The 13,154-nt window shown below is 37.1% G+C and carries 9 protein-coding genes; 8 read left to right on the top strand and 1 reads right to left on the bottom strand.

Going from position 1 to position 13,154, the window contains the following annotated elements:
* Window positions 1-169: 169 nt before the first annotated feature.
* The 5 genes from KO527_RS24650 (at window position 170) to KO527_RS24670 (ending at window position 5,982) form a co-directional block, all read left to right on the top strand.
* Entirely contained in the window at window positions 170-790 is a 621-nt protein-coding gene (locus KO527_RS24650; protein ID WP_216042899.1) for a trimeric intracellular cation channel family protein, read from the top strand.
* A 91-nt stretch (window positions 791-881) separates the two neighbouring features.
* Window positions 882-2,402 carry a YifB family Mg chelatase-like AAA ATPase gene (locus KO527_RS24655; RefSeq protein WP_216042900.1) on the top strand — a complete coding sequence of 507 codons (1,521 nt, stop codon included), beginning with the start codon at window positions 882-884 and terminating at the stop codon, window positions 2,400-2,402.
* 182 nt (window positions 2,403-2,584) lie between these two features.
* On the top strand, window positions 2,585-4,306 hold the full coding sequence (locus tag KO527_RS24660) for an SEL1-like repeat protein (RefSeq protein ID WP_216042901.1): 1,722 nt from the start codon (window positions 2,585-2,587) through the stop codon (window positions 4,304-4,306).
* 32 nt (window positions 4,307-4,338) lie between these two features.
* Window positions 4,339-5,679, top strand: a complete 1,341-nt coding sequence (gene mltF / locus KO527_RS24665) for a membrane-bound lytic murein transglycosylase MltF (RefSeq protein WP_354668662.1) — start codon at window positions 4,339-4,341, stop codon at window positions 5,677-5,679.
* A gap of 135 nt (window positions 5,680-5,814) precedes the next feature.
* Entirely contained in the window at window positions 5,815-5,982 is a 168-nt protein-coding gene (locus KO527_RS24670) for a hypothetical protein (protein WP_216042902.1), read from the top strand.
* 124 nt (window positions 5,983-6,106) lie between these two features.
* On the opposite strand, the gene tadA is transcribed toward KO527_RS24670, so the two are convergent.
* Complete coding sequence (tadA, locus tag KO527_RS24675; RefSeq protein WP_216042903.1) at window positions 6,107-6,622, bottom strand: tRNA adenosine(34) deaminase TadA; 516 nt, start codon at window positions 6,620-6,622, stop codon at window positions 6,107-6,109.
* Window positions 6,623-6,835: 213 nt separating this feature from the next.
* Between tadA and KO527_RS24680 the strand changes: the two genes are divergently transcribed.
* The 3 genes from KO527_RS24680 to purL form a co-directional block, all read left to right on the top strand.
* Window positions 6,836-8,140, top strand: coding sequence for an inosine/guanosine kinase (locus KO527_RS24680; protein WP_216042904.1), 1,305 nt, complete (start codon window positions 6,836-6,838; stop codon window positions 8,138-8,140).
* A gap of 164 nt (window positions 8,141-8,304) precedes the next feature.
* Window positions 8,305-9,018 (top strand): response regulator transcription factor, encoded by a 714-nt coding sequence (locus KO527_RS24685; RefSeq protein WP_216042905.1) that lies wholly within the window; start codon window positions 8,305-8,307, stop codon window positions 9,016-9,018.
* Between the two features lie 294 nt (window positions 9,019-9,312).
* Window positions 9,313-13,154 (top strand): phosphoribosylformylglycinamidine synthase (purL, locus tag KO527_RS24690; protein WP_216042906.1); only part of this gene is annotated, 3,842 nt, incomplete at its 3' end.

The raw sequence follows: 13,154 nt of genomic DNA on the forward strand, positions 1-13,154 counted from the left end.
GAAATTATACCCAGCTGGCACCCCGTATAATTTCAGTAAAAAGCCTAACTCTATACTAGAGCGTTACTCAAATACCTCCCGTTTACACAAATCACTATAATCCCTAGTAAACAATTTCTATTTATTGCATATTAGCTGCATTATTTTGTTTAATTAATTTTTGGCCTTTATGGATTCTTTATTTCATTGGTTTGATCTTATTGGTGTTGCTGTTTTTGCTATATCAGGCACTCTAGTTGCCTATCGTAAAAAGTTGGATGGTTTTGGTGTGGTAGTTTTAGCATCAGTGACAGCAATTGGGGGTGGCACAGTTCGTGACGTTATTTTAGATGCCCCTGTATTTTGGTTGCAAGATCAAAGCTATTTGTATTCTATTTTTGTTGCTGCATTTATTACGATTGTTTGGATCAATAAAAATAAAGACTTTCCTCAAATAGCATTAGAAATAGCAGATGCATTGGGTTTGGCTTTTTTTGTTGTTATGGGAGTACAAAAGGCGCTAGATTATGGCGTTCAGGATATGACCGCTGTATTGATGGGCACAATAACATGTTGTTTTGGTGGTATGATTCGAGATGTACTTGCTAGACAGAGTCCTATGGTTCTTAAAAGTGAGCTATATGCAACCACTTGTATTTTTGGCGGTATTGTTTATACCCAAAGTTTAAATTTCTCTGTTAATACTGAAGTTGCTATGATTTTGAGTATGTTAGCAACTTTATCATTACGTTTAGGGGCGATAAAGTGGGGCTGGAGCTTACCTGTATTCCATCATATCAAGACAAAATGAGATCACTAATAAGGTTTTAAGGTGTATTTTGGTTTGTACTGTTGATAATTTTTACTAAACTTAATTTAATTCTCCAAAATGAGGACAAGGAATGTCTTTTGCTAGAACTTATTCAAGAGCACTTCTGGGTATGCAAGCCCCTGAAGTTGTCGTTGAAGTTCATCTAAGTAACGGCTTACCTAGCTTTAATATAGTAGGTTTACCTGAAACTTCTGTTAAAGAATCGAAAGATCGTGTTAGAAGTGCCTTGGTTAACTCTCAATTTATATTTCCAGATACAAGAATAACCGTTAATTTAGCGCCTGCTGACCTACCGAAAGATGGTGGTCGATTTGATCTATCCATTGCTGTAGGTATTCTTTTGGCCTCTGGTCAATTAAAAAATGCAGATATAGATAAATACGAATTTTACGGTGAATTAGCACTGAGTGGTGAGGTAAGGACCGTAAGTGCCATTCTACCTTCGATCATGGCTGCTACTAGCTTAAATCGTTGCTGTTTTATTCCACAAAAAGATGATGAATTAGCTAGTTTGATTGAGAGCTCTGCTCGAAAAGCAGTAACAAGTTTGCAGGAAGTTTGGCTAGATCTTAATGGTCAGCAATCCCTCCCGTTAAATCAAAGTTATAACAAAAAAAATGTATTTGAGATCAAGAAACAAGACAGTGAATTTGATCTTTGTGATGTTAAAGGTCAACAACAAGGCAAGCGAGCTTTAGAAATTGCTGCAGCTGGTTCGCATAATTTACTTTTTTTAGGTCCTCCTGGAACCGGAAAGTCTATGCTAGCGCAAAGAATGACAGGCATTATGCCTGAAATGGCAAATAGTGAAGCGTTAGAGACAGCTGCTGTATACTCTATCACGGGTCAGCAAGTTAATTTTCAAAACTGGAAAAGAAGACCTTTTAGAAATCCACATCATACATGTTCAGCGGTAGCTCTCGTTGGTGGTTCATCAACTCCTAAACCAGGTGAGATTAGCTTGTCTCATAATGGTGTATTATTTCTTGACGAATTACCTGAGTTTGATCGTAAAGTGCTTGATAGTTTAAGAGAGCCTATGGAAACAGGTAAAGTAATGATATCTCGAGCTGCAAGGCAAAGTGAGTTTCCTGCTAGGTTTCAATTGATTGCAGCTTTAAATCCAAGTCCAACAGGATGTCATACAGATAAAAGAGCAAGCCCAGATCAGATCTTAAAATATTTATCTAAAATTTCAGGTCCCTTCATTGATAGAGTTGATTTACAAGTTGAACTGCCAAAGCTTTCTAGTTTAGAGCTACAATCTCAAGAGAAAAGTGAAACTAGTCAGCAAGTTAAATATAGGGTCGACAAAGCTAGGAAGCTTCAATTACTGCGTCAAAATAAAGCTAATGCTCATTTAACAAATAAGGAAATTTCAAAGTATTGTATATTGAATGAGGAGTCATTGAATTATTTAGCAAAAGTAAGTGAAAAGCTTGGGTTGTCACCTCGCTCATATCATCGAATAATAAAAGTATCTCGCACAATAGCTGACTTAAATGCTTGCCAACTTATAGACATAGCACATTTAAAAGAAGCATTAAGTTATCGCTGCTTTGAACGTTTACTCGCTCATCTCGCAAAATAAAGTTAATTTTATGATTCATATTTGTAGGTTTATCTAAGCTTAGTTCACACACAGCTAAAACAACATGTAAACTTCTCATTTGCACCTTCGTTTACCACCTGTTAACATCAATATCCAAGTGGCTTTTTCTTTTGCGCTATTATATTTTCAAAGCCCGTATTACCTACAACAAGGAGTCTCCGTTGAATAAGCTTGTATTTACATTTAGTTTGATTTTTGCCACTTTAAACAGTCCTATGTTATTAGCTAATGCTACTGAGGCAATGGATGCGTATTTAAATCAAGATTATCAAAAAGCTTTTGAATTATATGAGCAAACAGCATCTTTAGGTCATTCTAAAAGTCAGTTTAATCTCGGTGTCCAGTATTTAAGAGGGCAAGGTGTAAAACAAAATAAATTAACTGCTTATGCATATTTTTCTTTAGCATTAGACAATGGCTTTATGATGGCCAAGCAAGCACGAAAATCAGTAATAAAGCGTTTATCTGAAAGTGAATTACAACAAGCACAAAAACATGCTGCTAAATTAATTGCTTTATATGGTCAAACCGGGTCTAAAAATATTGAAATCGCTTTAACTAAAAACCATAGCTATAATCCTCCGCCTAAACGTAGTAAAAACCCAGAAATAGAATATCCATCATCGTTAGCGAGAGATGGGATCCCTGGTTTTGCATCATATATTTTTGATATTGATAGGAATGGCGTTCCAAGAGATTTAGTATTACTTAGCTCTTATCCTGAAAAAGAGTTTGGTGAAAGTGTTCTTGAAAAATTAGAAAATTCACGTTATCAAATAATCAAAATATCAGGCTCACTAAGAAAATTTACCAACGCACAATTTTCAGGTGTGTTTAAAGGTGGAGATATTCCAGCAGAAACCCTTGAGCGAATTAATAATAAAAAGAAATCATTATATGCAAAAGCACGTTCAGGAGATATTACAGCACAAGCTGAATTAGCAAACTTAATAGAGCTAATGAGCGATCAGCCTGATTATGCAGTGGCGTTAGCTAAATCTGAAGTTGAAGCTAATAATATGCCTGAACAAGCGTTGTTATCAGATGATGCGCAACCTGCTTTTAAATATAACAGTGATATAAACGATGATTTCTATAATTTCAGTTATTTAATTTGGTTAGGAAAAGATGGGAAAGTATCGCGTTATGAAACGCATAATCATTCTGAAATTCCAACAGTTTTAAAACAAAATGCAGAAGTTACTATAAATGATTGGCAGTTGAAGTTTGCCAAACCACAAAAAGTGATGGAAATTCAAGGACCCTATTTAGCAAAGTTCTTTTACAATAACAGCAAACGAAATAAATCATTTTCTAATTATATTAATCGCAGTCATGTGAGCTTAAAATCTATAACAAATAGATCAAAATATGAAATCGCCAGTTATTGGCGTAAAGAAGCAGCAAAAGGAGGGCATGAACCAAGTTTATTTTTATTAGGCGCTAATTGTAATATGCGTTTATTAAAAATTGCAGCTAATAGTGGTTATGCTCCCGCACAAACTCAAGCAGCTAAATGTATTATGAGAATGTCAGATCCTACTGAAGAGGATATAAATAATGCGAAATATTGGCTAGTATCTTCATCTCAAGGTGAAAGTATTATTGCTAAAAGGCTTTTAGCTGAATTTTATACCAAGCACTCTAATAATCAAAAAGAACTCGAAAGTGCAATTATTCTTGCTGAAGAAGTTACCGATGAAACTGATGATCCTAGAGCATATGAATATATGGCTGCAGCATCTGCTAAGTTAGGAAAATTTGAAGATGCTGTAGACTACCAAGAAACCGCAGTTAAAAAAGCATGGCAAGAAAACTTTTTTATGGCGCCCTTTGAATTAAATTTAGCAAATTTTCAGAGTAATAAAATAGCTGTTTGGTAACTGAGGTGTAAATTATTTTGAAAAGTTGGTTTGTGATTTTTTTTGTTTTTTTCTTGGTCTCTTGTTCTGAGCCTGATGGGCAAACTCAGCTAAAAAAAATATCGACTCAAAATAAAATTAGAATTGGCACCTTAGTGGGAGCGAGTACTTTCTATCAAAGCACTGATGGAGAACAAGGTTTTGAATTTGAGCTTGCGCAGGCTTTTGCTGATTTTGTTGGTGTTGAACTTGAAATAGTGCCATTTTTTAACTTGAGTGATTTATTTCCCAGATTAGAAAGCGGTAATATAGATATTATTGCTTCAGGTTTAAGTATTAACGAAGAGCGTTTAAATCAATATCGATTCTCTCCTCAATATCGTGAGATAAGTCAAAAGCTTGTTTTTAAACAAGGCGGAAAACGACCTCGAAATTTTACACAGCTAAATGGAAATTTAACTGTTTTATCAAAAAGCAGTCATTCAGATAGTCTAGTAGAAGCAAAGCAAAAGTTTGATCAACTCAGTTGGAATGAAACTGATGAAATGGATGAGTCGGAATTATTGCAAGCAATTATTGATAATGAAATTGATTACACTATTGCGGATTCTAATTCTTTGGCGGTATTTCGACGCTATCACCCTGAATTAAGTATTGGATTTTCAGTCACTAAAAATGAACCTGTTGCTTGGATGATGGCGAAAAATTTGGATGACTCTCTTTACGCTTTACTTATCGAATTTTTCGGTGAGATACAAAGAAATGGTCAACTGAATATATTAGAAGAAAAGTATTTTGGTCATGTTAGAGAGTTTAATTACATAAATACTCTGTCTTTTATTAAAGCGACTAAAACCAAATTACCTAAGTATAAACATTGGTTTGTAGAATATGCAAAAGACTTAGATTGGCGTTTATTAGCTGCTTTAAGCTATCAAGAATCCATGTGGGAACCTAGAGCAAAATCGCCTACAGGTGTACGTGGAATTATGATGATCACACAAGCGACAGCTAAGCAAGTTGGAGTGACAAATCGTCTAGAGCCAGAGCAAAATATTCGTGGCGGAGGTATTTACATGAGCAGGCTTCTAAAGAGATTGCCAGATAAAATACAATACCCAGATAGACTTTGGTTTGCATTAGCTTCATATAATGTAGGTTGGGGACATGTAAGTGATGCTAGAAAACTGACTGAGCAAGCTAATAAAAATCCAAATAAATGGGTTGATGTTAAAGAGTTTTTACCTTTATTAATTAAAAAAAGGTACTATCGAAAAGTCCGTTATGGTTATGCTCGAGGTGATGTCGCTGTGACCTACGTTGACAATATTCGTCGATATTATGATACACTTGTCTGGTTAGATAATAATGATGGTACGAACAGCAAAGAGTAAGCCTTTCAATTTTAATTCATAAAACTGTTAAGGAACAACAGTACACTAAATTCAATATACTGAATATCAATAATCTTTATCTCTGCTAAAGTTAATACTTTGAATTTTCTCAACTCTCACCTTTTAGGAGAAAATATGTTAAAAAGGCGAAATACACATAGATTTAAGCGTAATATTACTAATACGACACCAATCAGGCGCCGTATAATGATAAGAAATGCTCAGCGTAAAATAAGCTTAAGAAAAAGAATGTTTGCTTTAATGCAATCAGAAAGCAAAGAACAAACGAGTGAAGCGTGTTGATCACGCTTTGCTTTAATTTCTTTTCTACGACGCTTAAAGAAGCTACAGAGTTTATCACCACACTCATCAGCTAAAACACCAGATGTAACTTCTGATTTATAGATGTTCAAATTGGCTTGAAGTATTACAAGTTATTATCCTCATTATTCTTCAGAGCTTTTTTCTTTGCTTTAATTTCTTTTCTACGACGCCTAAAGAAGCTAGAGAGTTTATCACCACACTCATCAGCTAAAACACCAGATGTAACTTCTAATTGATGATTTAAATCAGGATGATTAACTAAGTTCATAAGAGAGCCAGCAGAACCCGTTTTTAAATCATGGGCGCCAAATACCAAACGTTCTATTCTGCTATGAACCAATAAACCAGCACACATAAAGCACGGCTCTAACGTAACGTATAAAGTGCATCCTAACATCCGATAGTTTTCGAGTTTTTGTCCTGCATCTCTTACGGCTAGCATTTCAGCATGTGCTGATGGATCATGCGTGCAAATAGAACGATTCCAACCTGTCGCTATTATTTTGTTGTCTTTAACTATGATCGCACCAACTGGAATTTCACCTTCTGACTCTGCTTTGTCTGCTAGTTTGAGTGCTTGATGCATCCAATATTCATCGTCAAAAAGCTGTTCAGTCATAATTTTCTCTTTCTTTTAGGGAGGGGGTTATTATATTAGGTTTTATATTTACATAAACTTTTTTGTGATTGTGTGAGAATGTTTTTATAAAAATGTTTGTAATCATCTGTTTTGTAGCTTTATTTATTCAAAGGACTTAAAGCCTTTATAAACTGCCCTAATTTACGTTATAATTATCAGCTTTGTTATTTAAAATAGCTACACAGGTTTGTTATGAAGTTCCCTGGGCGCCGCAGGCATAAACATTATTTTCCAGTAGAAGATAAAGATCCACTTACTCAAAAGTTGATAAGTACTAATTCACTGCAAAGAAGCTATATTGTAGGAATAGATCAAATTGTTGTAGATATAGAAGCGAAAGTTGATAATGATTTTATCGCAAAATTTGGCTTGCACCGTGGTATGTCTCAGGTAATTGATGACGAAACGACTAATGCTTTATATCAAGAGCTTCAAGATAAAGATTTAGTAAATTATGAATTTGCAGGTGGCACTATTGGTAACACCATGCATAACTATTCTGTATTAGCTGATGATCGCTCGGTATTATTAGGTGTTATGAGTGAAAATATCAAAATTGGAAGCTATGCATATCGTTTTATTAGCAATACTTCTAGTCGTGTTGATCTTGAATACTTACAAGGTGTCGATGGTCCTATTGGTCGCTGTTTTACTTTGATTGATGAATCAGGTGAGCGTACATTCGCGATCAGCCCAGGTTTAATGAATCGTTTACGCCCAGAATCGATCGATGAAAGCTTGATTGCTGGTTCTGCAGCATTAGTTATTAGCTCATACCTAATGCGTACAGAAAAAGACGATACCATGACTCAAGCTGCAATTAAGGCTGTTAAATGTGCAAATAAAGCCGGTGTTCCAGTTGTTTTAACGCTTGGCACTAAGTTTTTAATTGAGCAAGATCCTACTTGGTGGCAAAACTTCGTTAAAGAACACGTTGATATATTAGCTATGAATGAAGAAGAAGGCTTAGCTATAACAGGTTTTGAAGATCCTTTATTAGCGGCTGATAAAGCTTTAGATTGGGTTGATTTAGTGATTTGTACTGCAGGTGCACAAGGCATGTTCATTGGTGGTTATATCGATGATTGTTGGAAACGCCCAACTAAACACCCATTGATGCCAGGCGCTATTTCAGATTTTAATCAATTTGAATATTCTCGAGCTATGCTAAAAAGTGATTGTAAAGAACCTATAAAAGCGTTTACGCATAGTGCGCCGTATATGGGCGGACCAGATGCCATTAAAAATACAAATGGTGCTGGAGATGGCGCTTTAGCTGCGGTTTTACATGATTTAAGCTCTAATGTTTACCATAAGTTAAATGTGCCAAGTTCCAGTAAGCATCAACAAACAGCGTTAACTTATTCATCATTATCACAAATTAGTAAATATGCTAACCGTGTAAGTTATGAAGTATTAGTGCAACATTCCCCAAGACTTTCTCGTGGTTTACCAGAAAGAGAGGAATGTTTAGACCAAGGTTATTGGGAACAATAGTATAAAAGCTCAACTATATTGGGCGGAATCGTTTATAAGAGTAAACTATTTCGCCTTATGTATTATTTTCCTTACATATTCTAACAATTTAACCTCAAGCGATTTTCCATATTTCACCTTATTGATGATACTATAATAAGATATTTTGAGAGTGCGGGAACAATATGACAATTCGAGTAATGTTAGTTGAAGATGATGAGCTTTTAGTTAAGCGAATTGAAAATCATTTTCTAGATTCTGAATTTAGTTTTATTGTTGATGTGACTGGTGCAGCAGCATTAGGCATAGTACAAAGCGCCCAAAATAATTCCTCAAAAGAAATTCACCTCGCAATTGTAGATATCGTATTACCAGAAAAAGATGGTTTACTGTTAGCCAAAGAGCTCAATACTCTTACAGATATTGGCGTTATTGTGCTATCAAGTCGAGATTCTCAATCAGATCGTATTGCAGGATTAGCGCAAGGTGCTGATGACTATATTTGTAAGCCTGTTGATTTATTAGAGTTAGAGCTGAGAATGCGTGCATTATGTAAGCGCTTAGCAATTACTAACAATGATAAAGGTGAAGAAGAAGACGAATATATTGAATATGGTAATTTTAAATTACATCCTGAACACCGTACATTAATCGCCAATGGTGAAGAGATCCGTCTAACAGAAGCAGAGCACAAAGTTTTAATTTGTTTAATTTCAAATTCTGGTAAAGCAACTTCTAGAGAAAAGCTTTCAGAAGAAATAGGTCAGCCAGACTGGAGCCCTGCAGATCGTACAGTTGATGTTTTAATCGGCCGTTTACGTAAAAAATTAGGTGATGAAAAAGAGCAAAAGCGCATTGTTACCGTTCGTGGCAAAGGATATATGCTGTCACTTGCTTAAGAGATGTAGGTCACAGTATTGTTTTTTAATTTGGCAATGACATCCATACCCCTATTCTTCTGATTAGAACCTAGAACCTAGAACCTAGAACCTAGAACCTAGAACCTAGAACCAGAACCTAGAACCAGAACCTAGCCATCCCATTGTAAGTTCAGTAAGTTATATTTTTCCTGTCACAAATGACAAGTTAAAGTCCTGTATTCATGCCGAAAACTCGCTAGATCCTGACGTTATTTTCAACTATAATGCGGCTTCAAAATATCGTTCAACTCCTAACCCCGGATGAAAATATCTATGTTGATTCTACGTGGTGCACCTGCACTGTCTGATTTTAGAGTTCAAAAAATCCTAAAAACTTGCGCAGACGCAAAACTACCTGTAACTGGCGTTTATGCTGAATTCATGCATTTTGCTGACTTAACAGCTGAGTTAAACAGTGCTGAAAATGAGAAGTTACAAAAGCTATTAACTTATGGTCCGAGAGTTGCCGAACATGAGCCTGCAGGTTCATTAGTATTGGTAACACCGCGTCCTGGTACGATTTCTCCTTGGGCTTCTAAGGCAACTAATATTGCAAATAACTGTGGTTTGAGCCAAGTTCACCGTGTTGAGCGTGGTACAGCATATTATGTTGAAGGTGATTTAACTGCTGAGCAATTAGCACAAGTGACTGCGTTATTACACGATCGCATGACAGAAGCAACACATACTAAACTAGAAGATGCAGCGCAGTTATTTACAACTGCTGAGCCAGCTCCTATGTCATCAGTGGACATTTTATCTGGCGGTCGTGAAGCATTAGCAGCTGCAAACGTTGAGCAAGGCTTTGCTCTTGCGGATGATGAAATCGATTACTTAGTTGAAAACTTCATTAAACTTGGTCGTAATCCAAACGATATCGAATTATTTATGTTTGCTCAGGCAAACTCAGAGCATTGTCGTCATAAGATCTTCAATTCAGATTGGACTATCGATGGTGTTGAACAGCCTAAATCTCTGTTCAAAATGATTAAAAACACATTTGAGAAAAACCCTGAAAACGTATTATCAGCTTATAAAGATAATGCGGCGGTTATGACTGGCTCAACAGCAGGTCGTTTCTTCCCAAATAGTGAAAACGAATATAGCTATCATCAAGAAGGCATTGAAATCTTGATGAAAGTTGAAACACATAACCATCCAACTGCAATCGCTCCTTTTTCTGGCGCGTCAACAGGTTCTGGTGGTGAAATTCGTGATGAAGGTGCAACAGGGCGCGGTTCTAAACCAAAAGCAGGTTTAGTTGGTTTTACTGTATCAAACTTACGTATCCCTGGTTTTGAACAGCCTTGGGAAACTGATTTTGGTAAACCAGGTCGCATTGTAAATGCATTAGATATTATGACTGAAGGCCCGTTAGGTGGCGCTGCATTTAATAATGAGTTTGGTCGTCCTAACTTATTAGGTTACTTCCGTACTTACGAAGAAAAAGTAAATAGTCATAATGGCGAAGAAGTTCGTGGTTACCACAAACCAATTATGCTTGCGGGTGGTTTAGGTAATATTCGTACTGATCACGTACAAAAAGGTGATATCCCTGTAGGTGCTAAGCTAATTGCTTTAGGTGGACCTGCAATGAACATCGGCTTAGGCGGTGGCGCTGCATCTTCAATGGCATCAGGTCAATCGAGCGAAAACTTAGATTTTGCTTCAGTGCAACGTGAAAATCCAGAAATGGAACGTCGTTGTCAGGAAGTTATCGATAAATGTTGGCAGTTAGGTGACGAAAACCCTATCGCTTTCATCCATGATGTAGGTGCTGGCGGTTTATCAAATGCATTCCCTGAATTAGTTGATGATGGTGGCCGCGGTGGTATTTTCCAACTACGTGATGTACCAAATGATGAACCGGGCATGGCACCACATGAAATTTGGTGTAATGAATCTCAAGAACGTTACGTTATGGCTGTTGCACCTGAAAACTTAGCTAAATTTGAAGAAATTTGTAAGCGTGAGCGTGCTGAATACGCAGTGATAGGTGAAGCGACAGAAGAACGTCACTTAACTGTTGCTGATAGTCATTTCGATAATAATCCGGTTGATTTACCACTAGAAGTATTATTAGGTAAAGCACCTAAAATGCACCGTGATGTTAAAACACAAACTGCACAAGGTGAAGCATTCAACTTTGACGGTATTAAAGTTGAAGATGCTGCTGCACGTTTATTACGTTTACCGGCAATTGCAGAAAAAACTTTCCTAATCACTATTGGTGACCGTTCTGTTACTGGCTTAGTTGCACGTGACCAAATGGTTGGTCCTTGGCAGGTTCCAGTATCTGATTGTGCTGTAACAGCAGCTGCATTTGATACTTACCACGGTGAAGCTATGTCACTAGGTGAGCGTACACCTGCTGCATTACTAAACTACGGTGCTTCTGCTCGTTTAGCAGTGGCTGAGTCATTAACTAATATCGCTGGTACTAATATTGGTGGTTTAGAGAACATTAAACTTTCAGCTAACTGGATGGCAGCAGCAGGTCACCCTGGTGAAGATGCTGGTCTTTACGAAGCAGTTAAAGCGGTAGGTGAAGAATTATGTCCTGCACTTGGATTAACTATCCCTGTAGGTAAAGATTCAATGTCGATGAAAACACAATGGGATGAGGCTGGCGAAGATAAGTCTGTAACTTCTCCATTATCACTTATCATCACTGCATTTGGCCGTGTTGAAGATGTACGTAAAACAGTAACTCCTGAGCTTCGCTCAGATAAAGGTGAGTCATCACTAATCTTAATTGATTTAGGTGCAGGCCAAAATCGTTTAGGTGCGTCATCATTAGCACAAGTTTATAAGCAATTAGGTGAAACAACGCCAGATGTTGATAGCCCTGCAGTATTAAAAGGCTTCTATGAAGCAATGCAGTCACTAGTTGCTGACGAAAAATTATTAGCTTATCACGATATTTCTGACGGTGGTTTATTCACTACTGTAACTGAAATGGCATTTGCTGGTCATACTGGTGTATCTGTTAATTTAGATTCATTAACTGGTTCAGATATTGAAGTATTATTCCACGAAGAACTTGGTGGTGTAATTCAAGTTCGTGATGCTGATAAAGCAGTAGTACTTGAAGTATTAGCTGCGAATGGTTTAGCTTCAATGACTCATGAGATTGGTTCATTAAATGATTCCGATACTATTAGCTTTGCGCGTAATGGCGAAGTGGTATTAGAAAACACACGTACTGAATATCGTACTATGTGGGCTGAAACAACATATCAAATGCAATCTCTACGTGATAACCCTGATTGTGCTAAGCAAGAGCATGAAGCAAAAGCTGATGTTAAAGATCCAGGTTTAAATACTAAGCTTACTTTTGATTTAAATGAAGATGTGGCTGCGCCATTTATCCTTAAAGGTGCCGCGCCTAAGATGGCTATCTTGCGTGAGCAAGGTGTTAACTCTCATGTAGAAATGGCTGCAGCATTTAACCGTGCTGGTTTTGCTGCTGTAGACGTTCATATGAGTGATATCTTAGAAGGTCGTTTATCTTTAGAAGAATTTAAAGGCTTAGTTGCTTGTGGTGGTTTCTCTTACGGTGACGTATTAGGTGCTGGAGAAGGTTGGGCTAAATCAATTTTATTCAATGACCGCGCACGTGGTGAGTTTGAAACATTCTTTAACCGTCAAGACACTCTATCTTTAGGTGTATGTAACGGTTGTCAAATGCTTTCAACATTGAAAGAGTTGATCCCAGGTACTGAGCATTGGCCACGTTTTGTAACTAATAAGTCAGAACGCTTTGAAGCACGTTTCAGCTTAGTTGAAATTCAAGAAAATCCATCAGCATTCTTCTCTGGTATGGCTGGCTCTCGTATGCCAATTGCTGTATCTCATGGTGAAGGCCATGCAGAATTTGCTAACGATGCAGCAGTTAAAGCTGCGCTTGCTAGTGGCACTGTAGCAGCACAATACGTTGATAACTACGGCCAACCTACTATGCAATACCCTAATAACCCAAATGGTTCGCCAGAAGGTATTACGGCTATTACAAGTACAGATGGTCGTTCAACAGTAATGATGCCGCATCCAGAGCGTGTATTCCGCACAGTTGCTAACTCTTGGCACCCAGATGAGTGGAAAGAGGATAGCCC

It is taken from the genome of Pseudoalteromonas sp. C2R02 (assembly GCF_018860845.1).
GTDB lineage: Bacteria > Pseudomonadota > Gammaproteobacteria > Enterobacterales > Alteromonadaceae > Pseudoalteromonas.

Bases quoted from the DNA above. Each gene is read 5' to 3' on its own strand.
- KO527_RS24650 (WP_216042899.1), top strand. From the start codon at position 170: ATGGATTCTTTATTTCATTGGTTTGATCTTATTGGTGTTGCTGTTTTT.
- KO527_RS24655 (WP_216042900.1), top strand. From the start codon at position 882: ATGTCTTTTGCTAGAACTTATTCAAGAGCACTTCTGGGTATGCAAGCC.
- KO527_RS24670 (WP_216042902.1), top strand. From the start codon at position 5,815: ATGTTAAAAAGGCGAAATACACATAGATTTAAGCGTAATATTACTAAT.
- tadA (WP_216042903.1), bottom strand. From the start codon at position 6,622: ATGACTGAACAGCTTTTTGACGATGAATATTGGATGCATCAAGCACTC.
- KO527_RS24680 (WP_216042904.1), top strand. From the start codon at position 6,836: ATGAAGTTCCCTGGGCGCCGCAGGCATAAACATTATTTTCCAGTAGAA.
- KO527_RS24685 (WP_216042905.1), top strand. From the start codon at position 8,305: ATGACAATTCGAGTAATGTTAGTTGAAGATGATGAGCTTTTAGTTAAG.